We start from the raw sequence: 20,815 nt of genomic DNA, 5'->3' as shown, positions 1-20,815 counted from the left end.
GAATTTCACCTGGACGAGTGGGTTTCGTCGAAGGACTTTACGGAAGACCCGAAAAGCCCGGGATGCCGTGGTTCGCGCGATGAGGGAGGATTCCGGGTGATGCGGTACTCCATACGAGGGCCCCGTCGGGGCCCCGCACTGACGGCGGCCGCGGTGGCACTGGTCACCGTGGCGGCCTGCTCGAACGGATCCGCCTCGGGCCCGCCCGCGGGCAGCGGCACCGGCACCGGTACGGGCTCCGCCGCCTCCACCGCGGCGCCCACCTCGGCCGCGCCACCGCCGAGTCCGACGCCCAGCAGGACCTATCCGCTGTCCACCGCGCCGCGCGTGATCCCCGCCGTCCGCTCCCACCAGGCCGCCCGCGGCCCCGGCTGGAAGCCCGGACCGGACGCCGGCGTCGTGGTCGCCGCGAAGGACGAGGCGGCGCTGGCCGACGAGGCCCGGCTGATCGCCGGCGAGCTGCGCGTCCCGTACCGCGGCACCGCCGCCGCCCGGCCCGGCGACGTCAGCCTCGCGCTCGGCGGGCAGGGCGGGGCCGAGTCGTACACCCTCACCGTCCGGGGCGGCGGCGTCCGCATCACCGGGCCCGGCGAGGCCGGTGTCTTCTACGGCACGCGCACGCTCAAGCAGTCCGTCCGGTCCACCGGCGCGATGCCCGAGGGCGTCGTCACCGACGCGCCCGCCAAGCCCCAGCGCGGACTGATGGTCGACATCGCCCGCAAGTACTTCACGGCCGGCTGGATCGAGGACCGGCTGCGCGAGATGGCCGACCTCAAGCTCAACCAGCTCGGCCTGCACTTCTCCGACGACCAGGGCTTCCGCATCGCCTCCGACAGCCACCCGGAGATCGTCTCCGAACGGCACCTCAGCAAGGCCGAGGTGCGGCGGATCGTCGCCCTCGCCCAGAGCCTGCACATCACCGTCGTCCCCGAGATCGACTCGCCCGGACACCTCGGCGCGGTCATCGCCGCCCACCCCGACCTCCAGCTCGTCAGCGCCACGGGCCGCCGCCCGGCCGGCACGGTCGACATCTCCAAGCCGGCCTCGGCGAAGATCGTCGACGACCTGCTGCGCGAGTACACGGGCCTCTTCCCCGGCGCCTCCTGGCACCTCGGCGGCGACGAGTACGTCGCCCTGATGGCCAAGAACCCCGAGGCGACCTATCCGCAGCTCGCCCGCGCGGCCACGGCGAAGTACGGCCCGTCCGGCCGGATCCAGGACCTGGCCACCGACTGGCTGAACGGCCGCGCGGCCGTCGTGCGGCCGACCGGCAAGCAACTGCGCGCCTGGAACGACGGCTTCTACACCGGCGGCGTGACGAGCGCCGCCAAGGACCTCCAGGTCGCCTACTGGACCGGCAACGAGATCGGCGCCCGCCCGCCCGCCTCGTATCTGAGCGCCGGCCGCACCATGCTCAACTACAACGACAAGTACCTCTACTACGTCCTCGGCAAGCCCAAGCTCTTCCCGTACCCGACCGGCCGCCGCATCTACGAGCAGTGGACCCCGCTCGTCGTCCGCGGCACCACACCCGTCCCGGCCCGCTACGACCCCCAGATCCTCGGCGGCAGCTTCGCCGTCTGGTGCGACGTGGCGACCGCCCAGACCCAGGCCCAGGTCGCGGACGGCATCCGGATGCCGCTGACGGCGACCGCCCAGAAGCTGTGGGACGCGCGCAAGCCGGCCCTGACCTGGACGGACTTCCAGACCCTGGCCGGCCGGGTCCGCTGACGCCCGGCCCGATTCCCTGTGGACGCGGGCGCCCCGGGTCCCGTACGTTCCCTCCGCCGCGGCCGACCGGCCCGCGGCGGCGCCCTGGGGAGGGCGCCGTCCCGTCCCTGGGGGGATCCGCTCCACCATGCTCCGCAACCCGAACGGCCTGTCGTACGCCGTGGTGTCCCTGCTCGGCGCGACCGCTGTCGTCGACGTCTTCGCCTTCCTCGCCGCGCTCGCCCTGCGCGCCGACCCGGTGCCGGAGGGCTCGGCCGACCTGATCGTCGCCCTGGTGTCGGTGGTGCAGCTGCTGCTGCTCGTCGCCACCGTGGTCGTCTGGATCGTCTGGTTCCACCGGACCCGGCAGAACGCCCAGGTCTGGGCGCCGGATCTGCACAGCCGCGGGCCTGGCTGGGCCATCGGCGCCTGGTTCATCCCGTTCGCCAATCTGTGGATACCGCGCAACATCGCCGCCGAGATCTGGCGTGCCAGCCGTCGGCTCCCGTACGCCCCCGACGCGCCGGGCGAGCTGGGACTGCTCAACGGCTGGTGGGCGCTGTTCGTGCTGCAAGGCCTCGTCGACCGCGTCGCGGGCCGGCTGTACGAGAAGGCCGAGACTCCTGACGCGTACGTCACGGCGGCCTCGTGGCTCGCGGCGAACGACATCGCGAACATCGCCGCCGCCGTCCTCGCGATCCTGTTCGTGCGGCGTCTGACCTCTATGCAGCACGCGAAGGCCACTGGCATGATTCCGGCCGCGCAGTGACGAAAAAGCGCCGGACGGCGCAGTAGTGGAAGTACTGCGTCCGCATCGCTGGCGAGGAGGCGTCCATGACGTCCGTGACGAGCACGAGCCTGCAGGAACTGATCGACCGCGCCGACGAGCGGGGCCTCGCGGCCGCCGGGCTCGCGTGCCTCGACCGGTGTCTGCCGCTGCTCGCGCCGGAGCGGGCCGACGTGCTGCGGCCGGTGTGGGCCGCGGTGGCGCGCGGCGACGGCGACGTGTGGGCCGAGGCGGTCGGCAAGGCGCGGGTCGAGCTGGCCGGCGTCGGGGACGAGGAGACGGACGCCGGCGGCGTCGTCACGATGGTGCGCGCGATGCTCCACGGCGTGCCCGCCGAATGGGCCGAGGGCCCGCTGCGGGAGTGGGCCGGACGGTGCTCCGGGATCGCGCTCGCCGTTCACCGGCTGTACGACGCGACCGAGGCCGGTCCGCTGCACGCGGGCGAACTCCGGCGGCAGCAGGCGGTCCTGGAGGCCGCGGCCCACGGGCCGACCGGGCTGCGCCGGGCCCGTGACCTGTCCACGGAGGGCGGGCGGGTGCTGCGCGCGGTGGTCTCGCGCCGGGCGCGTACCGCCTGAGGCGAGAAAAGCGAGAAGAGCGAGAAGGACGGGAGGGGCGGCCGGGCGGCCGCCCCTCCCGTCGTGTCGGAGGTCAGGCCTCCGGCTCGGCCGCGGGCATTGCGATCGACATCGAGGCGACGGCCTCCGCGATCTCCCGCTCGGCCCGCGCCTTGTCGAGGCCGAGCCCGGCGAGCGGGCCCTTGCCGTCCTCGAACTCGAGCAGCGCGAGCAGGATGTGCTCGGTCCCCACGTAGGGGTGACCGAGGCGCAGGGCCTCGCGGAAGGTGAGTTCCAGGACCTTCTTGGCGTCCGCGTCGTACGGGATGAGCGCGGGCACCTCCTCGACGGCCGCCGGCAGGGTCGGGGTGACCGCCTCGCGGACCTGCTCCGGGGTGACTCCCTGGTTGGTGATCCAGTGCCCGGCGAGGCCCTCGGGTTCGGCGAGCAGGCCGAGGGCCAGGTGGGCGGGGCCCGTCTTGTCGTTGCGGGCGGCGGAGGCCTCGTTCTGCGCGGCCACCACCACGTTGCGGGCCCGGGGGGTGAAGCGGGCGAAGCCGGCGGCCGGGTCCATCTTCGCCGCGTCGCCCGCGGTGTCGTCCTTGGGCACGAAGCGCTTCTGGGCGGCCTGCCGGGTGACGCCCATGCTCTTTCCGATGTCGGTCCAGGAGGCGCCGGCCCTCCTGGCCTGGTCCACGAAGTGGCCGATGAGGTGGTCGGCCACGTCACCGAGGTGGTCGGCCGCGATGACGGCGTCCGAGAGCTGGTCGAGGGCGTCGTCCGGGTGGGACTGCTTGATCGCCGCGATCAGGTCGTCGAGACGCACGGGGTTGGTCACGCCGAGTGGATTCGTCATGAGTGCAACCCTAGGTTGACAGTGCCCGGGGTGTCAACCGTGAGTTGACGGTCTGCGGCGGGGCGCGCCGGGAAACGAAAAAGGGCGCCCTCGCGGGCGCCCACACAGGAAGACGACCGGGGCCGCCACCCCCCACAGGAGAGGCCCCGGTCGTCGTCCGCGGAGCCGCAGCACGGCCCCGTACTCCTAACAGCGCCGTGCATGCGTTTTGTGTCACACCTCGCAGGCCCCCGGTCACACCGCACGAAGTTGCGACTTGTACAAAGAACCGGACCCGCGTGGACGCGACGCCCGAACAGGACGTAGCGTTCTGCTGCGCCCGGGCGGCGTGGCGGTGGCGACCAGCCGCGATGAGCACGACGACGGACGAACAGGTGTGGGGAGTGCTGGGGGACGACGCGGAGCTGACGGCCGCAGTGCTCGCCGCGCAGAACGGCGACGAGGACGCCTTCCGCGCCGTGTACCGCGCGGTGCAGCCACGGCTCCTCGGCTACATACGCACGCTGGTCGGCGAGGCCGACGCCGAGGACGTCGCCTCCGAGAGCTGGCTGCAGATCGCCCGCGACCTCGACCGCTTCAGCGGCGACGCGGACCGCTTCCGCGGCTGGGCCGCCCGCATCGCCCGCAACCGCGCCCTGGACCACATCCGGATGCGCGGCCGTCGCCCCGCCGTCGGCGGCGACGAGACCGAGCTCACCGACAAGCCCGCCGAGTCCGACACCGCGGACGAGGCCCTGGAAGCCCTGGCCACCGGCCGCACCATGCACCTCATCGCCCAGCTTCCGCAGGACCAGGCCGAGGCCGTCGTCCTGCGGGTCGTCGTCGGACTCGACGCCAAGAGCGCGGCCGACACCCTCGGCAAGCGCCCCGGCGCCGTCCGCACCGCCGCCCACCGCGGCCTGAAGAAACTCGCCGAACTCCTCGCCGCCGTCGGTCCCGACGGAGAGGCCGCCGCACTGGACGGCGTTCCTCCGCAACGCGGCCGCCGGCCGGGGTTCACGGCCCCCGGCGGTGTGACGCAATCGCGCCCGCGGACGCAGAAGGACATGTGATGGCCGACGAGCGGTACCAATGGCTCGACCAGGAGGCCGCGGAGCGGCTGCTGCGCGGCGATCCGGTCGACCCCGTCGACCCCACGGCCCGCGCCGAGGCCGTCTTCCTCGCGCGCGCCCTCGACACGGCCCGTACGCCCGCCGCCTCCGCCGCGGACGGTGAACTCCCCGGCGAGGCCGCGGCCCTCGCCGCCTTCCGCAAGGTCACCGCCGAGCGCGCCGCCCAGGCCGCCGCCCAGGGACAGGCAGGGCGGGCCACCGCGGCCGACCTCGGCGCCGTCCGGATCGCGCCGGACCGCACCGGCCACCGCTGGGGACGTTCCCTGCGCTACGGGCTGGCCGCCGCGTTCGCCGCCGTCACCGTCGGCGGAGTCGCCGTCGCCGCCGGCACGGGCGTCCTGCCGCTGACCTCCGATCCCGGCCCCGGCAGCTCCGTCGTCGCCGCCGATCCCTCCGCGCCCGCCACCTCCGGCTCGCCGAGCGGCGGCATCGGCACGGACGGGCCGGACCTGCCCAAGGACCCCGACCGGCCGACGGCCACGCCCGGCGTCACGGACGGCCCCGGCACCGCCACCGCCGGCCCCGGCGGCGACCCGACGGCCACGCCCGGCGCGACCACCGCGGGCCCGGGCCAGGAGACCGACGTCCAGCGCAGCAAGGTGGTCCAGGCCTGCCAGGAGTACCGCGCGGGCAAGCTGGCCGACAGCGGCCGGGAGCGGCTCGCGGCCGCGCTCCGGAACGGCGAGACCGTCAAGCGCTACTGCGACCGGATCCTCGCGGGCGGCCCGTCCGGCACCGCGACGCTGCCGTCCACCGGCCGTACGTCCTCGGGCGGCAACGGCGGCAGCGGATCGGGCTCCGGCTCGAACTCCGGCTCCGGCTCCGGTTCCGGCAACAAGGGATCCGACTCGGGCAACGGCGACGGCGACGGCGACGACAAGAGTGACCGAGGCGGTCACGGCGGCGGCAAGGGCCGCGGCGAGGACCGAGGCGCCGACCGTGGCGACGGCCGTGGCGACGGCCGCGATCAGGGTCTCCGTGGGACCGGCGACCACGGCCGGAACGGCTCCCGTTCATAGTCCCGACAGCCGGGTGTGACGTTTTTCGACCCCGTGACGCAGTACTGAGTGAGCCGACTGGTCATCGGCGAGCGCACGGAGCCGGGGTTCCCCCCGTACCTTCGGCTCGGCGCACCGGCGCGGGTGGGACACGTTCCCCCGGTCCCACCCGCGCCCCTTCCCTTCCAGGCCCTTTCTCCTCCGGGCCCTTTCTCCTCCGGGCCGCCTCTCCGCGGCTGCCGGCGCCCGTCAGGGCCTACCAGTGCACGACGACCTTGTCGCCGACCTTCACCTGGTCGAAGAGCACCGACAGCTTCGCCTTGTCCCGGACGTTCACGCAGCCGTGCGAGGCGCCCGCGTAGCCGCGCGCCGCGAAGTCCGCCGAGTAGTGCACCGCCTGGCCGCGGCTGAAGAACATCGCGTACGGCATCGGCGTGTGGTAGATCGTCGAGGTCCAGTCACGGGCCTTCCACTCCACCTTGAACTCGCCCTCGCGGGTCGGCGTGTTCTCCGAGCCGAAGCGCACGTCCATCGACGAGACGACCTTGCCGTCGATCATCCAGGCGAGCGTCCGGCTCTCCTTGCTGATGCACAGCACCCGCCCGGTCAGGCAGCGCGGGTCGGGCGCGTCCAGCTTGTTGGTGGTGGCCGGGCGCAGCTCGTCCGCGGTCGGCCGGTGCGTCATCGCGACCAGCTTCTGCCAGGTCGTCTCGTCCACCGAGCCGGTCTGCGGCAGGCCCCGCTTCTTCTGGAAGGACGTCACCGCGCCTCCGGTCATCGTCCCGTAGAAGCCGGTGGGCGCCCGGTCGAAGTAGCCGACCTGGCGCAGCCGCGCCTGGAGCTCGCGCACCTGCGTGTTCTCGTCGCCGTCCTTCATCAGGACCTTGCCCGCCGGAGCCCCGGTCGTGGCCGACGCGGACGGCGCGGCGGAGCCCGACGGCGGCGCCGAGGAGGGCTTGTCGTCGGTCGTGGCACCGGTCGACGGCGTGGCGGCGGGCGCCGACGTCGGCGTGCCCGAAGCACCCGAGCCGGGTGCCTGGCTGACCGTGCCGGTGCCCGGACCCGTGGGCCCGCCCTGGGCCGTACAGCCCGCGGCCAGGGCCACGGCCGCGGCGGCCAGGACTGCTCTGCGTATGACGGACGACGAACGCTTCATCGGTGTGCCCCCCGGGGAATTCACGTGTGTACCGCAAGGGATGTGTGCCCGGCCGCGCGCGGTTGCGCACGTGACCGAACGGAGACATGCATTCTGGAAGCCAGGTGAAGGTCCAGGTCGAGCGGGAGGCACCACGCATGGCGCGCGAGTCGGAGTCCGGGCTGCCCATCGAGCCGGTGTACGGGCCGGACGCCCTGGAGGGCTGGGATCCCGCGGAGAAGCTGGGCGAGCCCGGCGGGTATCCCTTCACGCGCGGGGTCTATCCGTCGATGTACACGGGCCGGCCGTGGACTATGCGCCAGTACGCGGGCTTCGGCACGGCCGTCGAGTCGAACGCCCGCTATCAGCAGCTGATCGCCCACGGCACCACCGGCCTGTCGGTCGCCTTCGACCTGCCGACGCAGATGGGCCACGACTCCGACGCGCCGATCGCGCACGGCGAGGTCGGCAAGGTGGGCGTGGCGATCGACTCGATCGAGGACATGCGGGTGCTGTTCGACGGGATCCCGCTGGACAAGGTGTCGACCTCGATGACCATCAACGCGCCGGCCGCGCTGCTGCTCCTGCTCTACCAGCTGGTCGGCGAGGAGCAGGGCGTGCCGGCCGAGCGGCTGACCGGCACGATCCAGAACGACGTGCTGAAGGAGTACATCGCCCGCGGCACGTACATCTTCCCGCCCAAGCCGTCGCTGCGGCTGATCGCCGACATCTTCAAGTACTGCCGGGCCGAGATCCCGAAGTGGAACACCATCTCGATCTCCGGCTACCACATGGCCGAGGCGGGTGCCTCGCCCGCGCAGGAGATCGCGTTCACGCTGGCCGACGGCATCGAGTACGTCCGCACCGCGGTCGCCGCCGGCATGGACGTGGACGACTTCGCGCCCCGGCTCTCCTTCTTCTTCGTGGCGCGTACGACGATCCTGGAGGAGGTCGCGAAGTTCCGGGCGGCCCGCCGGATCTGGGCGCGGGTGATGCGGGAGGAGTTCGGCGCGAAGAACCCGAAGTCGCTGATGCTGCGCTTCCACACCCAGACCGCCGGCGTGCAGCTGACCGCCCAGCAGCCCGAGGTCAACCTGGTCCGCGTCGCCGTCCAGGGCCTGGCGGCCGTGCTCGGCGGCACGCAGTCGCTGCACACCAACTCCTTCGACGAGGCCATCGCCCTGCCCACCGACAAGTCCGCCCGCCTCGCCCTGCGCACCCAGCAGGTCCTCGCCCACGAGACCGACGTCACCGCCACCGTCGACCCGTTCGCCGGCTCGTACGCCGTGGAGCGGATGACGGACGAGGTCGAGGCCGCGGCCGTGGAACTCATGCGCAAGGTGGAGGAAATGGGCGGCGCGGTCGAGGCGATCGAACGCGGCTTCCAGAAGGACGAGATCGAGCGCTCCGCCTACCGGATCGCGCAGCAGACGGAGTCCGGCGAGCGGGTCGTCGTCGGCGTCAACCGCTTCACGGTCGACGCCGAGGAGCCCTACGAGCCGCTGCGCGTCGACCCGGCCATCGAGGTCCGGCAGGCCGAACGCCTGGCCAGGCTGCGCGCCGAACGCGACCAGCAGGCCGTCGACGCGGCCCTCGCCGAGCTGCGGAAGGCCGCCGGAGGAACGGACAACGTGCTCTACCCGATGAAGGCGGCCCTCAAGGCGCGGGCGACGGTCGGCGAGGTCTGCGACGCGCTGCGCCAGGTGTGGGGCACGTACGTCCCCACCCACGCCTTCTGACGGCCGCGCGGCCACCGCGGTCCACGCCTTCCGACGGCCGTGCGGGCCCGCCGCGGTCCACGCCTGCCTTCCGCGATGCGAAACACACGGGCGGAATGTCGTACCCACGTGCGACACTCCGCTCCATGCTGGGTGTCACCGATCTGCCGACCTATCTCGCGGGCCTCGTCCTCATCATCCTCCTCCCGGGGCCGAACTCGCTGTACGTGCTGTCCGTCGCCGCCCGCAAGGGCACCCGCACCGGCTACAAGGCCGCGGCCGGGGTGTTCACCGGCGACACCGTCCTGATGACGCTCGCCGCCCTCGGCGCGGCCTCGCTGCTCCAGACCACGCCGCTGCTCTTCATGATCGTGAAGTACGCGGGCGCGGGCTATCTGACCTGGATGGCGATCGGCATGCTCCGCGCGGCCCGGTCGATGTGGCGCGCCCGCCACCAGGCCGCGGCCGAGGCCGCCGCCGAGCCGGACGAGGGCCCCGCCGAGCACCCGTACCGGCGCGCCCTGATCATCAGCCTGTTCAACCCGAAGGCGATCCTCTTCCTGATCTCCTTCTTCGTGCAGTTCGTGGACCCGTCCTACGCCTACCCGGCGCTGTCCTTCCTCGTCCTCGGCACGCTGCTGCAGATCGGCAGCTTCCTCTACCTGACCACCCTCATATTCGGCGGCACCCGCCTCGCCGCCGCCTTCCGCCGCCGCCGGCGCCTGGCCGTCGGCGCCACGACGGCGGCGGGAGCCCTCTTCCTCGGCTTCGCCGCCAAGCTCTCGCTGGCCGGTGCTTGACCCTCACACCGTGTGAGGCCGTTGCCTGGGACCCGCCATGTTCACCATCGGAGACTTCGCCCGGCACGGGCAGGTGTCGGTCCGGATGCTGCGTCACTACGACGCCGTCGGACTGCTCCGCCCGGCCCATGTCGACCCGCACAACGGCTACCGCTTCTACACGGCGGACCAGCTCGCGCGGCTGAACCGTGTCATCGCGCTCAAGGAGCTCGGCTTCACCCTCGAACAGGTGGGGGCCGTCCTCGACGAGGAGATCGGCGCGGAGGAGCTGCGCGGGATGCTGCGGCTGCGGCAGGCCGAGCTGGAAGCGGCCCTGGAGCAGGCGCGGGCGCGGCTCGCGCAGGTCGGGGCGAGGCTCCGAGCCATCGAGAGGGAGGGACGCATGTCCACCCAGGACGTCGTCGTGAAGAAGATCCCGGCCGTACGGATCGCCGAGCTGAGCGGTACGGCCGGCAGTTTCGGGCCGGAGGACATCGGTCCGGTCATCGGCCCGCTCTACCAGGAGCTGTGCGCCCGCCTGGAGGCGGCGGGCGTCAACGGGTTCGGGCCGGGCGTCGCGTACTACGAGGACGCGGGCCGGGGGGACGGCTCGATCGTCGTGCACGCCGGGATGACCGTTCCCGAGGGTACGGAGGCGGAGGGCGTCCAGGTGCACGTGCTGCCGGGCATCGAGGAGGCGGCCACCATCGTCCACCGCGGTTCCATGGACGGCATCCTGCCGACCGTGCAGACCCTGGCCGCCTGGATCGGGACCAACGGCTACCGGTCGGCCGGCTACGCCCGGGAGCTGTACCTGGAGTGCCCGGAGGACCCGGCGGGCTGGGTCGCCGAGATCCAGGAGCCGGTCACCCGCGGGTAGCCCTGGCCCTCACTTCCCGCCGAGCGCCCGCCGCTTCAGCTTCAGCGCGCGGCGGGCCAGCCGGCGCAGGCCCGGGTGGCGGGGGACCGGGAGGCCGCCGGGCAGGCCGAGCGAGGTCAGCCGGCGGCGCGTGAAGTGATGCCGGGTGGCGGCCGCGAGCGGTCCCGACAGGTGCCGTACGGCCGCGTCCCGCAGGTCCGGCCGGATCTTCGGCTGCATCGCGTAGCCGACCGCGGCGACGAGCCCGCCGAGTTCCGCCACGTCCGGCGGCCGGCGGCCGGCGGTCTCCTGGCCGGCCGCCTCCAGGTCGGGCACGAGCGCGTCCACGAGGGCCACCGGCACCCGGTTGCTGTTCTGGTACGGCGAGAGCCGGGCGACCAGCGGCCGGGTGCCGACCCGGGCGGTCTCGATCCCGTAGAAGGCGCTCGCGGTGAACAGGGCCGTGGAGAAGCAGCCCACCACGAGCGCGGGCCGCAGCTCGCGGTAGAGCACCTCGGCGAGCACCGGCCGGTCCAGGACGGTCAGTTCGGCGCCGAGCGCCTCCGCCTCCCGCACCAGCGCCTTCGACCAGGCGTCGGGCGCGGTCGGGTGCGGTTTGAAGACGAGCCGGCGGTGGCCGCGGGCGACGGCGCCGCGCACCATGCGCAGGTGCAGCTCGCCCTCCTCCTCGGGCGTGAGGAGGCCGAGCGCGGCCAGGTACTGGCCGAGGAGCAGGACGGGAGCCTCCGCCGCGGCGGGCTCCGCCGGCGCCGGTCCCGACAGTTCCTCCACGACCTTGGTGAACGCCTCGGTCGGTACGGTCTCGGCGACGGCCCCGAACTCTGCGAGCAGCAGCGGCGCGAGGCCGGGCACCAGGTCCAGGTGGAGCAGCCGCCGCACCCGCTCGCCGACCAGCGGGTCGATCTTGTTGCGGGTGGGGCCGTAGCTCATCAGGCCGTCCGCGTAGACGTCGACCGGGGCGTCCGGGAACAGCTGGGCGATCGTCAGGGCGGGCGCGACCTGGAGCGATTCCACGGCGAGTTCGATCCGGTCGGCGCCCAGGCCCCACAGCCGCCGCAGATGGCGCTGGAGCAGCGGCAGGTCGTCGGGACGGGGCGTCCAGCCGGCCGGGTGGAGCGGCTCGATGACCGCGTTCCAGTCGAGGACCTCGTCGAAACGGCCGCGCAGCCGCTCGAAGCCGGGCATCCGGTCCAGCGGGGTCGTGGTCTCGGGCACGGCGGCGTTCGTCGACACGAGCAGCAGACGCCGTCCGGCCGGACGGAAGCAGCCGCTGTCGACGGCGGCGGCCAGGGTGGCGGCGCCGTACAGCGTGGAGGCGTAGAAGATCTGCGTGGTCCCGGCGGTGCTCGCGTCGGAGCTCGCGGCCGCGGTCCGGGCGGCCGGGCTCGTGCTGGTCGCCGCGGTGGTGCCGGCGGCCCGGCTCCTGCTGGTCGCCGCGGTGGTCCCGGCGGCCGGGCCCGCGTACGAGTTCGTGGTCGCGGTGCTCGCGTCGGAGCTCGTGCGATCGCTGTGGTCGCTGGTCATGCCGCGGACGCCTCCGAGGTCGTGGCGGACGCCGGGGCGGTGGGAGCCGCCGGCGCCGGGGCCGGCCTCCGCCGCTTCAGCCGGCGCAGCGGCGCCGCCCGGTCCTCGCCCATCGCCGACAGCGCCTCCGCGAGCACGTCCTGCGGCATCCGCCGCAGCGCGCCCGCGCTCATCGCCCGCAATTTCCGTCCCACCTCCGGCTCGAATTTCGCCATGTTTCCGATGTGATGGAAAATCACCGCGCAATACGTCCGCACCGCCTTGGGAAGAAGCCGGTCCGCGTCCGGATCGCTCATTGTTTCTTCGATCACCTGGTCGAATGCGCGAATGAAATCGAGCTGCCGCACGTCGCCGATCTGGGTGAGCGAGGTGGCGACACCGCGCCGATAGAAGATGCCCAGGTCGCCGGTGACCGCGAAGGATTCCGCCTCCCGGTGCAGCCGCCAGATCCAGGGCCGGTCCTCGGCCGTCCGCAGCCCGTGCGGAAAATGCAGCAGGCCCCGCTCGAGGAGCCGCCGGTGATACATCCCGGCCCAGGCGTACGGGTAGTCCACCGAGGTCGTCCGGTCGGCCGGCAGGATCGCGTCCCTGGGCCGCAGCACCTCCCGCCGCCGCCCGACCGGCGCCCGCCGCACCGACCTGTTCCGGCCGGTCACGCGGACGTGGTCGGTGCGCAGGAAGTCGCAGCCCAGCTCGTCCATGGCCGCGACCTGGCCCGCGTAGAAGCCGGGCGAGAGCCAGTCGTCCCCGTCCAGGAAGGCCACGTACTCGCCGCGGGCCGCGTCCAGGCCGGTGTTCCGGGCGGTCGCCAGGCCCTCGTTGCGGGCGTGCCGGATCAGCCGCGCGCCCGGGATCTCGTGCCGCGCGCGCCGCAGGATCTCCGGGGTCCCGTCCGTCGAACAGTCGTCGACCAGCAGGAACTCGAAGTCCTCGCGGGCGTTCGCGCGCAGGCTTCGCAGGGCGTCGGGAGCGTATGTCTGCACGTTGTAGAACGGCACGACGACGGAGAGCTTGACCACGCGGCCGACGCTAGGCGCCGCCCCGGCATTCGCCCTGACCGAGAGGCGGATGCCCGGTGAACACAAAGCGGCGGGCCTCTTAACCACCTCGGACCGCTTTCCCATTCTGTCCGTTTCCCGCAATGCGTCATGGTGCTGTTAACCATTTGTTGCGGCCCAGTTGGGCCGCGAATCCCCCGGCCCTCCTAGCGTCCTCGACGTGCCCTCACGTACCGAACGAGCGGTGCGCGTCGCCGTTCTCGCCGACTCCGACACCCGGTGGAAATGGGGCGTGCTCACCGCACGCAGAATCACCGCGCCGAACGCCGCACCCACCGGCTTCGTACTGCGCGGCCGGGCCACTCCCACCGCCCGCCAGCTCGCCGAGACCGCGGTGTCCGACACCGCGCCGCGCGAGGTGACGGGTGCGGAGTTCCTGCGCGAGGTACGTGACGCGGCCGGCCGCGGCGAGGCGTACGACGTCGTCGTCCTCGCCCTCGTCGGCGGCACCGTCCGCGCCGTGCTCCAGGGCCTCGCCGACCTCGCGCTCGACCGCCGTCCGGTGATCGTCACCGGCTACGTCGGCGTCGTCTACGAGAAGCTCGCCGACGGGCTCCTGCTGCGCCACGGCGCCGACGTCGTCCTCGCCAACTCCCGCCACGACGCGGAGCGTTTCCGCGCCGTGTACGAGGGCGTCGGCGCCGACCCGTCCTCGGTCGTCGAGGCGGCCCTGCCCTTCCTCGGCGGCGCACCGTACCGCCCCGAGCCCGGCCGCGACACGCTCGTCTTCGCCGCCCAGCCCTCCGTGCCCGTCACCCGCGCCGAACGCGCCCACGTGCTGCGCCGGCTGGTCGAGCACGCCCGCCTGCACCCGCGGCGCGAGGTGCTGCTGAAGCTGCGCTCCAAGCCCGGCGAACACACCACGCACCTGGAGGAGTTCCCGTACCAGAAGCTGGTGCGCGACCTGCCGGTGCCGCCCAACTTCCGTCTCGTGTACGGACACATGGGCGAGGTCCTGGACCGTACCGACCTGCTGGTCACCGTCTCCTCCACGGCCGCCCTCGAAGCCCTCCACCGGCGGATCCCGACCGCGATCCTCACCGACCTCGGCGTGCGCGAGGCGCTCGGCAACCACCACTTCCTCGGCTCCGGGCTCCTCACCTCCTTCGACCGGCTCGACCGGGGCACCGTGCCGGCGCCGGACGAACGGTGGCTGGCCCGGCAGGGCGTCGGCACCGCAGGACCGGCCGGCGGCATCCCGTACGAGCGGGCCTTCGACGCGGCCCGCGAGCGGGTCGCCCGGCTCCTCGAAGAGCCCGCGCTGCCGCCGCTCGCGCCCTACTACACGGCCGAGACCGCCGGCGGCTACCTGCCCACGATCCTCGCCCGCCACCGCCTCGACGTCACCGCGCCCGAGCCCCGCGAGAGCGGTGTGCGCCGGATCGTCCGCGAGGCCGCGCGCGGCGCCTACCGCCACGGCGTGCAGCGCGTGGCCCCCGTCATCCGACGCCTGGGAGAACTGTGATGCCCACCCCCACCGTGCTCGCCGTCATCCCCGCACGAGGCGGCTCCAAGGGCGTCCCGGGCAAGAACCTCGCCCCGGTGTCCGGCATCCCGCTGGTCGGCCGGGCCGTCCGGGCCTGCCTCGGCGCGCCCGCCGTCACCGACGTCGTCGTCTCCACCGACGACGAGGGCATCGCCCGCGCCGCCCGCGCCTTCGGCGCGGACACGGTCCAGCGCCCCGCCGAGCTGTCCGGCGACACCGCCAGCAGCGAGTCCGCCGTCCTGCACGCCATGGACGCCTTCGAGGCCGCCCACGGCCGCGCCGCCGACGTCGTCCTGCTCGTCCAGTGCACCAGCCCCTTCCTCACCGCCGCCGAGGTCGACGAGACCGCCGCGAAGATCACCTCCGGCGCCGCCGACACCGCCTTCACGGCCGCGCCCAGCCACGGCTTCCTGTGGCGGGAGAAGCCGGACGGCGACGCCACCGGCGTCAACCACGACAAGGCCCACCGGCCGCGCCGCCAGGACCGCGCACCCGAGTACCTGGAGACCGGCGCCGTCTACGCCATGGCCGCCGAGGGCTTCCGAAGCCACCGGCACCGCTTCTTCGGCCGCACCGCGCTCGTCGTCACCGACCCGGCCCGCGTCCTCGAGGTCGACGACCCGTACGACCTGGCCCGGGCGCGCGCGCTCGCGCCGCTGCTCGACGAGCCGGCCACACCGGCCCTCGTCGACGTCGACGCGGTCGTCCTCGACTTCGACGGCACCCAGACCGACGACCGGGTGCACATCGACGCCGACGGCCGCGAGTTCGTCTCCGTGCACCGCGGCGACGGCCTCGGCATCGCCGCCCTGCGCCGGGCCGGCGTCCCGCTGCTGATCCTCTCCACCGAACAGAACCCCGTCGTCGCCGCCCGCGCCCGCAAGCTCCGCGTCCCCGTGCTGCACGGCGTGGACCGCAAGGACCTCGCCCTCAAGCAGTGGTGCGACGAGCAGGGCGTCGACCCGCAGCGCGTGCTCTACGCCGGCAACGACGTCAACGACCTGCCCTGCTTCCGCCTCGTCGGCTGGCCCGTCGCGGTGGGCAGCGCCCACGCGTCCGTACGGGCCGCCGCCCGCGCGGTCACCGACACCCCCGGCGGCTCCGGAGCGATCCGCGAGATCGCCGCCTGGCTCCTCGGCCCCGAACTCGACACCGCGCTCCACACCCCCAACGTGTAAGGAACCACCATCATGAGCACCCGCCTCCGCACCCTCGGCAGCAAGACCGCAGGCCCGGGCCGGCCCGTCTACATCACCGGCGAGATCGGCATCAACCACAACGGCGACCTGGACAACGCCTTCGCGCTCATCGACGTGGCCGCCGAGGCCGGCTGCGACGCCGTCAAGTTCCAGAAGCGCACGCCGGAGATCTGCACCCCGCGCGACCAGTGGGACATCGAGCGCGACACGCCGTGGGGCCGGATGACGTACATCGACTACCGCCACCGGGTGGAGTTCGGCGAGGACGAGTACCGCGCCATCGACGAGCACTGCAGGAAGCGCGGCATCGACTGGTTCGCCTCGCCGTGGGACACCGAGGCCGTCGCCTTCCTGGAGAAGTTCGACGTCCCCGCCCACAAGGTGGCCTCCGCGTCCCTGACGGACGACGAGCTGCTGCGCGAGCTGCGCGCCACCGGCCGCACGGTGATCCTCTCCACCGGCATGTCGACGCCGAAGCAGATCCGCCACGCGGTGGAGGTCCTCGGCAGCGACAACATCCTGCTCTGCCACGCCACCTCGACCTACCCGGCCAAGGCCGAGGAGCTCAACCTGCGCGTCATCCAGACGCTCCAGGAGGAGTACCCGAACGTCCCGATCGGCTACTCCGGCCACGAGACGGGCCTGCAGACCACGCTCGCCGCGGTCGCCCTCGGCGCCGCCTTCGTCGAGCGCCACATCACCCTGGACCGCGCCATGTGGGGCTCCGACCAGGCCGCCTCCGTCGAGCCGCAGGGCCTGCAGCGCCTGGTCCGCGACATCCGCACGATCGAGACGGCGCTCGGCGACGGCGTGAAGAAGGTCTACGAGTCGGAGCTCGGCCCGATGAAGAAGCTCCGCCGGGTCCCGGGACTCGTCGCCGCATGACCAGCCGGCTGGCGTTCGTCGAGAGCCCGGTCCAGCTCCTGAACGTCCTGGAATGGGCCCACACCACGGCCGCCTCGGTCCCGCCCCGCCTCGCGGCGGTCCCGCGCCAGCCCGACCGCCGCGAACCCGCGGCGGCGGGCCGTGCACCCGCCGCCGACCCGACCGGAGGTCCCACCGGGCCCGGTGCCACCGCCGCGCCGGGCGGCGGGCCGCTCTCGGGGCTCGGGCTCACCGTGGTCGTGCTGTCGCCCACCGATCCCATGTCCCGCGGGCAGCTGCGGCGGATGGCGCAGCTCGCCCGGGAGGAGGGCGTCGCGGTGAAGTGGCAGGACGCGCGGCAGGGGAGAGGGGCCGTGGCGCGGACGCTCAGGGAGCTCGCGGGGCCGCTGCGGGCGGCCGAGCGGGTGATCGTCGGCGATCCCTTCTCGCGCTACGTCCAGCTGCTGCTCGGGCTCTTCGGCCCGCGCCGGGTCACCGTCGTCGACGACGGCACCGCCACCATGGAGTTCGCCGCCCAGCTCGCGCGCGGCGAGCGCCTGGTGCGCTGGCACCGGCGCGGCGCCCGCGGGCCCCGCGAGCTGGTCCTCGCCCCGGTGACCTCTCTCGCCCGCCGCAAGCTCGCGCCCGGCCGCCGCCGCACCGTGGAGATCTTCACCTCGCTCCCGGTCCAGCCGCCGCCCGGCACCACCGTCACCGCCAACGACTTCTCCTGGACCCGGGCCCGCTTCGGCCCGCCGCGGATCACCCGCGGCTCCGACCTGGTCGGCACCTCCCTGGTGGAGACGGGCGTCGTCGACCCCGACGAGTACCTCCGCGCCGTCACCGTCCTCGCCCGCACCCACGGCGCCACTCGCTATTTCGCGCACCGCCGCGAGAGCGCGGAGAAGCTCCACCGGATCGCCGTCGAGACCGGCCTGGAGGTGGTCCGCCCCGATCTGCCACTGGAGCTGATCGCCCGCCGCGGCCCCATCGGCCGCACCGTCGTGAGCTTCCCGTCGACCGTGGTGCACACCTTGCCGCTCGCCCTCACCGGCACCGGCGTCAAGGTGGCCGTCTGCGAGATCGCGCCCGAGTGGCTGCGCGAGAACGCCTCCCCGCGCGCCCAGGGCTTCCTGGCCGGCGTCGCCGGCACCGCCACCCTCACCGAGAGGCTCGAGTTCGGGTAAGCGTAGTAGCGTACCCACACAGGGTGACCGTCAAGCCTGCGAAACAAGATTTCTATCCCCTATCGGGCTGAACTTTTCGTGATCAAGGGCCAGTTGATCTTCGTGGGGGCCTACCCTTCAAAAGGTGAACCAGTTGAAGTCCCGTGATCCCGGCCCCGACGCGGCGCCCGCAGCGCTGCCCGGAACGCTGTCAGAACCGCTGCGTACCGAACTGATCGCGTTCCGCAGGGACTTGCACATGCACCCGGAGCTCGGCAACCAGGAGTTCCGTACGACCGCTGTGCTCAAGGCCCGCCTGGAGGCGGCCGGCCTGCGCCCGAAGGTCCTCCCCGGCGGCACGGGGCTCATCTGCGACATCGGCACCTGGGACCGCGGCCGCCCCATGCTGGCCATCCGGGCCGACCTCGACGCGCTGCCCATCCCGGACACCAAGACCGTCGCCTACCGCTCCACCGAGCCCGGTCGCGCCCACGCCTGCGGCCACGACGTCCACACCACCGCCGCCCTCGGCGCCGGTCTCGTCCTGGCCGACCTCGACCGTCAGGGCCGCCTCCCCGCCGCCGTACGCCTGCTCTTCCAGCCCGCCGAGGAGGTCCTGCCCGGCGGCGCCGCCGACGCCGTCGAGGCCGGCGTCCTGGACGGCGTGGGCCGGATCATCGCCGTGCACTGCGACCCGCGCGTCGACGCCGGCAAGATCGGCCTGCGCAACGGCCCCATCACCTCCGCCTGCGACCGCCTGGAGATCACCCTTGGCGGCCCCGGCGGCCACACCGCGCGGCCCCACCTGACCACCGACCTGGTCACCGCCGCCGCCCGGATCGCCACCGACGTGCCCGCCGTGCTGGCCCGCCGCGTGGACGCCCGCTCCGGCCTGTCCGTCACCTGGGGCCGTATCGCCTCCGGCCACGCGCCCAACGTCATCCCGCAGCACGCCGAGCTCTCCGGCACCGTCCGCTGCCTCGACCTGCCGACCTGGCGCGAGGCCCCGGACCTGGTGCACGCGGCCATCGACGAGATCGCCACGCTGCACCGGGCCAAGTCGACCGTCGAGTACGTCCGCGGCGTCCCGCCCGTCGTCAACGACCCGGTCGTCACCGAGCTGCTCCGCGACGCGATGACCGCGCGCCGCGGCCCGTACGCGGTCGAGGACACCGAGCAGTCGCTCGGCGGCGAGGACTTCTCCTGGTACCTGGAGCACGTTCCCGGCGCCATGGCCCGCCTCGGCGTCCGCGCGCCCGGCGACACCCGGGTGCGCGATCTGCACGCGGGCGACTTCGACGTCGACGAGCGCGCCATCCAGGCCGGTGTCGAGCTCTTCACGGCCGCGGCCCTCCTCGACGCCATGCCCCAGCACTGAGGACCCCCCAGGGCCCGCGCCCGGAGCCGTGACCCGGCCCGGCGCCACCCCGCCCTCGGAGCCGTGACCCGGCTCCTCCGGCTCCTCCCGGTCCCGGCCCCTCCCGGTCCCGCGCCGCACCCGCCCGGCGCCCGGCCCCGCCCCGGACTCCTCCGGATCCTCCGCCCGAACCACAGGGCCGAATCCGGACGTTCCGGGCCACCCGCCGCCGGACCGGGGCCCGTTCAGCCGTCCGGCCCAGCGCCCGGCGTGTCGCCTCCGGGCCCGGCCCGTACGTCCGCACCAGCGTGTATGACGGGCCGTGTCGGCCCGGACGCCGCCCGTGGCCCTCTGGCTGGTTCGCGTCGATCCGATAACGACTCATGAACGGGTCTTTAACTGACATCTACGCGCGTTACGATCGCCGCGAAACCAGCGCCGGAAGAGGCGCTTTCGGTCAGTCTTGAAGGGACCCTCCTCTTGCGCCGGATCACCAGGATCACCACCGTGGGCATCGCCTCCGCGGCGCTCGCGCTGTCCGCCACCGCGTGTGGCAAGTCGTCGACGGACTCCGGTTCGAGCTCCAGCTACTCCTCCGCCGGCGCCGTCAAGGCCGCCATCGCCTACGACATCGGCGGCCGCGGCGACCAGTCCTTCAACGACGCCGCCTACGCGGGCCTGAAGCAGGCCGAGGAGGAGCTCGGCGTCAAGGGCGCCGAGGCCGAGCCGTCGCAGGGTGAGAGCGACGCCGACAAGGTCGCGCGCCTGACCTCGCTGGCCCGCGCCGGCAACAACCCGGTCATCGGCGTCGGCTTCTCCTACGCCCCGGCCATCGAGAAGGTCGCCAAGGCCTACCCGAAGACCACCTTCGGCCTCATCGACGACACGTCGAAGACCGGCCCGAACATCGCCAACCTCGTCTTCAACGAGGAGCAGGGCTCCTACCTGGCCGGCGTCGCCGCCGCCAAGGCCTCCAAGTCCGGCACGGTCGGCTTCATCGGCGGTGTCGAGGTTCCGCTGATCAAGAAGTTCGAGGCGGGCTTCGTCCAGGGCGTCAAGGACACCAACCCCAAGGCGAAGGTGCTCACCCAGTACCTGACCCAGCCGCCGAACTTCGACGGCTTCTCGAAGCCGGACCTCGGCAAGGCCGCCGCGCAGGGCCAGCTCGACAAGGGCGCCGACGTGATCTACGCGGCCGCCGGTCTGGCCGGCTCCGGCGCCATCGAGGCCACCGCCAAGGCGGGTAAGTGGGCCATCGGCGTCGACTCGGACCAGTACAACCAGAAGGGTCTGGCCGCGTACAAGGAGCACATCCTGACGTCGGTCACCAAGGACGTCTCGGACTCCGTCTTCAACCTGATCAAGTCGGTCAAGGACGGCAAGCCGCAGACCGGTGAGGTCCGCTACGGCCTCGCGACGGACGGCGTCGGCCTGGCCACGTCGAACCCGGCGTACTCGAGCATGACCGACATGGTCGCCGCCGTCGACAAGGCGAAGAAGGCGATCGTGGACGGCAAGATCACCGTCAAGACCACGCCGTAACGGCGCCCCAGGTCACGACCTGAGCCCGCGGGCCCGGTCCCAGTGGCAGCCACTGGAACCGGGCCCCGGGCCCATTCCCGTACGGGT

The 20,815-nt window shown here is 73.3% G+C and carries 18 protein-coding genes; 14 read left to right on the top strand and 4 right to left on the bottom strand.

The genetic code is table 11. The annotated features are described in order from the left end of the window. Positions 1-99: 99 nt before the first annotated feature. The 3 genes from ACIGO8_RS04035 to ACIGO8_RS04025 all read left to right on the top strand — a co-directional run bounded on the left by ACIGO8_RS04035 (position 100) and on the right by ACIGO8_RS04025 (position 3,075). Positions 100-1,731 (top strand): glycoside hydrolase family 20 protein, encoded by a 1,632-nt coding sequence (locus ACIGO8_RS04035; RefSeq protein ID WP_399723458.1) that lies wholly within the window; start codon positions 100-102, stop codon positions 1,729-1,731. A 127-nt stretch (positions 1,732-1,858) separates the two neighbouring features. Then, a complete protein-coding gene (locus ACIGO8_RS04030) occupies positions 1,859-2,479 on the top strand; it encodes a DUF4328 domain-containing protein (RefSeq protein WP_399723457.1) in 621 nt (206 codons plus the stop codon). Between the two features lie 65 nt (positions 2,480-2,544). Next, positions 2,545-3,075: a hypothetical protein gene (locus ACIGO8_RS04025; RefSeq protein WP_399723455.1), complete on the top strand. Its 531-nt coding sequence runs from the start codon at positions 2,545-2,547 to the stop codon at positions 3,073-3,075. A gap of 73 nt (positions 3,076-3,148) precedes the next feature. On the opposite strand, the gene ACIGO8_RS04020 is transcribed toward ACIGO8_RS04025, so the two are convergent. Continuing rightward, complete coding sequence (locus tag ACIGO8_RS04020) at positions 3,149-3,910, bottom strand: Clp protease N-terminal domain-containing protein (RefSeq protein WP_399723453.1); 762 nt, start codon at positions 3,908-3,910, stop codon at positions 3,149-3,151. Positions 3,911-4,293: 383 nt separating this feature from the next. Here ACIGO8_RS04020 and ACIGO8_RS04015 point away from each other — a divergent pair, with 383 nt between their 5' ends. Together ACIGO8_RS04015 and ACIGO8_RS04010 are read left to right on the top strand one after the other, a co-directional pair. Next, positions 4,294-4,962, top strand: a complete 669-nt coding sequence (locus ACIGO8_RS04015; RefSeq protein ID WP_399724316.1) for an RNA polymerase sigma factor — start codon at positions 4,294-4,296, stop codon at positions 4,960-4,962. Beyond that, positions 4,962-6,041 carry a hypothetical protein gene (locus ACIGO8_RS04010; protein WP_399723450.1) on the top strand — a complete coding sequence of 360 codons (1,080 nt, stop codon included), beginning with the start codon at positions 4,962-4,964 and terminating at the stop codon, positions 6,039-6,041. The genes ACIGO8_RS04015 and ACIGO8_RS04010 overlap by 1 nt, the downstream gene beginning before the upstream one ends. A 235-nt stretch (positions 6,042-6,276) precedes the next feature. Here the strand turns inward: ACIGO8_RS04010 and ACIGO8_RS04005 are convergent, their stop codons facing one another. After that, the gene (locus tag ACIGO8_RS04005) at positions 6,277-7,176 is read right to left on the bottom strand and encodes a L,D-transpeptidase family protein (protein ID WP_399723449.1); all 900 of its coding nucleotides are present in this window, start codon (positions 7,174-7,176) and stop codon (positions 6,277-6,279) included. A 137-nt stretch (positions 7,177-7,313) separates the two neighbouring features. Here ACIGO8_RS04005 and ACIGO8_RS04000 point away from each other — a divergent pair, with 137 nt between their 5' ends. From ACIGO8_RS04000 to ACIGO8_RS03990, 3 genes are all read left to right on the top strand, one after another. Then, positions 7,314-8,894, top strand: a complete 1,581-nt coding sequence (locus tag ACIGO8_RS04000; RefSeq protein WP_399724313.1) for a methylmalonyl-CoA mutase — start codon at positions 7,314-7,316, stop codon at positions 8,892-8,894. A gap of 125 nt (positions 8,895-9,019) precedes the next feature. Further along, the gene (leuE, locus tag ACIGO8_RS03995) at positions 9,020-9,673 is read left to right on the top strand and encodes a leucine efflux protein LeuE (RefSeq protein WP_399723448.1); all 654 of its coding nucleotides are present in this window, start codon (positions 9,020-9,022) and stop codon (positions 9,671-9,673) included. Positions 9,674-9,710: 37 nt separating this feature from the next. Beyond that, positions 9,711-10,532, top strand: coding sequence for a MerR family transcriptional regulator (locus ACIGO8_RS03990; RefSeq protein WP_399723446.1), 822 nt, complete (start codon positions 9,711-9,713; stop codon positions 10,530-10,532). 9 nt (positions 10,533-10,541) lie between these two features. On the opposite strand, the gene ACIGO8_RS03985 is transcribed toward ACIGO8_RS03990, so the two are convergent. Beyond that, entirely contained in the window at positions 10,542-12,056 is a 1,515-nt protein-coding gene (locus tag ACIGO8_RS03985) for an alpha-2,8-polysialyltransferase family protein (RefSeq protein WP_399723444.1), read from the bottom strand. Beyond that, a complete protein-coding gene (locus tag ACIGO8_RS03980) occupies positions 12,053-13,075 on the bottom strand; it encodes a glycosyltransferase family 2 protein (protein ID WP_399723442.1) in 1,023 nt (340 codons plus the stop codon). The genes ACIGO8_RS03985 and ACIGO8_RS03980 overlap by 4 nt, the downstream gene beginning before the upstream one ends. A gap of 199 nt (positions 13,076-13,274) precedes the next feature. Between ACIGO8_RS03980 and ACIGO8_RS03975 the strand changes: the two genes are divergently transcribed. The 6 genes from ACIGO8_RS03975 (at position 13,275) to ACIGO8_RS03950 (ending at position 20,728) form a co-directional block, all read left to right on the top strand. Beyond that, complete coding sequence (locus tag ACIGO8_RS03975) at positions 13,275-14,579, top strand: DUF6716 putative glycosyltransferase (protein ID WP_399723440.1); 1,305 nt, start codon at positions 13,275-13,277, stop codon at positions 14,577-14,579. Next, a complete protein-coding gene (locus ACIGO8_RS03970; RefSeq protein ID WP_399723438.1) occupies positions 14,579-15,778 on the top strand; it encodes a cytidylyltransferase domain-containing protein in 1,200 nt (399 codons plus the stop codon). Before ACIGO8_RS03975 ends, ACIGO8_RS03970 begins: the two co-directional genes overlap by 1 nt. Before the next feature lie 12 nt (positions 15,779-15,790). Further along, the gene (locus ACIGO8_RS03965; RefSeq protein ID WP_399723437.1) at positions 15,791-16,684 is read left to right on the top strand and encodes an N-acetylneuraminate synthase family protein; all 894 of its coding nucleotides are present in this window, start codon (positions 15,791-15,793) and stop codon (positions 16,682-16,684) included. Then, positions 16,681-17,850, top strand: coding sequence for a hypothetical protein (locus tag ACIGO8_RS03960; protein WP_399723435.1), 1,170 nt, complete (start codon positions 16,681-16,683; stop codon positions 17,848-17,850). The genes ACIGO8_RS03965 and ACIGO8_RS03960 overlap by 4 nt, the downstream gene beginning before the upstream one ends. Before the next feature lie 124 nt (positions 17,851-17,974). Then, positions 17,975-19,207, top strand: coding sequence for an amidohydrolase (locus ACIGO8_RS03955; RefSeq protein WP_399723433.1), 1,233 nt, complete (start codon positions 17,975-17,977; stop codon positions 19,205-19,207). Between the two features lie 459 nt (positions 19,208-19,666). Continuing rightward, entirely contained in the window at positions 19,667-20,728 is a 1,062-nt protein-coding gene (locus tag ACIGO8_RS03950; RefSeq protein ID WP_399723431.1) for a BMP family protein, read from the top strand. Positions 20,729-20,815: the final 87 nt, after the last annotated feature.

The organism is Streptomyces sp. NPDC053493 (assembly GCF_044544825.1).
Lineage (GTDB): Bacteria > Actinomycetota > Actinomycetes > Streptomycetales > Streptomycetaceae > Streptomyces.
The sequence above is the reverse complement of the archived record's forward strand: the minus strand, read 5'-3'. Positions and strand labels throughout refer to the sequence as shown.

What these genes read in the sequence shown, in the direction of transcription:
- ACIGO8_RS04035 (WP_399723458.1), top strand. Translation starts at nt 100, where the DNA reads ATGCGGTACTCCATACGAGGGCCCCGTCGGGGCCCCGCACTGACGGCG.
- ACIGO8_RS04030 (WP_399723457.1), top strand. Translation starts at nt 1,859, where the DNA reads ATGCTCCGCAACCCGAACGGCCTGTCGTACGCCGTGGTGTCCCTGCTC.
- ACIGO8_RS04025 (WP_399723455.1), top strand. Translation starts at nt 2,545, where the DNA reads ATGACGTCCGTGACGAGCACGAGCCTGCAGGAACTGATCGACCGCGCC.
- ACIGO8_RS04020 (WP_399723453.1), bottom strand. Translation starts at nt 3,910, where the DNA reads ATGACGAATCCACTCGGCGTGACCAACCCCGTGCGTCTCGACGACCTG.
- ACIGO8_RS04010 (WP_399723450.1), top strand. Translation starts at nt 4,962, where the DNA reads ATGGCCGACGAGCGGTACCAATGGCTCGACCAGGAGGCCGCGGAGCGG.
- ACIGO8_RS04005 (WP_399723449.1), bottom strand. Translation starts at nt 7,176, where the DNA reads ATGAAGCGTTCGTCGTCCGTCATACGCAGAGCAGTCCTGGCCGCCGCG.
- ACIGO8_RS04000 (WP_399724313.1), top strand. Translation starts at nt 7,314, where the DNA reads ATGGCGCGCGAGTCGGAGTCCGGGCTGCCCATCGAGCCGGTGTACGGG.
- leuE (WP_399723448.1), top strand. Translation starts at nt 9,020, where the DNA reads ATGCTGGGTGTCACCGATCTGCCGACCTATCTCGCGGGCCTCGTCCTC.
- ACIGO8_RS03990 (WP_399723446.1), top strand. Translation starts at nt 9,711, where the DNA reads ATGTTCACCATCGGAGACTTCGCCCGGCACGGGCAGGTGTCGGTCCGG.
- ACIGO8_RS03985 (WP_399723444.1), bottom strand. Translation starts at nt 12,056, where the DNA reads ATGACCAGCGACCACAGCGATCGCACGAGCTCCGACGCGAGCACCGCG.
- ACIGO8_RS03970 (WP_399723438.1), top strand. Translation starts at nt 14,579, where the DNA reads ATGCCCACCCCCACCGTGCTCGCCGTCATCCCCGCACGAGGCGGCTCC.
- ACIGO8_RS03965 (WP_399723437.1), top strand. Translation starts at nt 15,791, where the DNA reads ATGAGCACCCGCCTCCGCACCCTCGGCAGCAAGACCGCAGGCCCGGGC.
- ACIGO8_RS03960 (WP_399723435.1), top strand. Translation starts at nt 16,681, where the DNA reads ATGACCAGCCGGCTGGCGTTCGTCGAGAGCCCGGTCCAGCTCCTGAAC.